The organism is Metasolibacillus fluoroglycofenilyticus, assembly GCF_003049645.1.
Lineage (GTDB): Bacteria > Bacillota > Bacilli > Bacillales_A > Planococcaceae > Metasolibacillus > Metasolibacillus fluoroglycofenilyticus.
In genome coordinates this window covers 1-248 of sequence record NZ_PYWK01000040.1, presented here as the reverse complement: position 1 = coordinate 248, position 248 = coordinate 1, and the positions used below count along the sequence as shown (strand labels likewise).

Sequence of the window (248 nt, the reverse complement as noted above, 5' to 3'; positions counted from 1 at the left end):
TCGGAAATCCCCGGATCAAAGCTTACTTACAGCTCCCCGAGGCATATCGGTGTTAGTGCCGTCCTTCATCGACTCCTAGTGCCAAGGCATCCACCGTGCGCCCTTAATAACTTAACCTTCAGCTTTCAATACGTATTGTATTTTCAAGCAAGTTTGTTAGTTACAACTTATCTCATAAAAGAAATAAGATTTAAGAACTTACACGATCAATTACTTGATCTATTTAAAACTTGTTACTTTCAATGTCG

1 rRNA gene is annotated in these 248 nt (G+C 39.1%); it reads right to left on the bottom strand.

Annotated elements, in window-relative coordinates:
* A 23S ribosomal RNA gene (locus C9J36_RS17180) occupies nucleotides 1–117 on the bottom strand; the annotation flags it as partial.
* Nucleotides 118–248 lie beyond the last annotated feature (131 nt).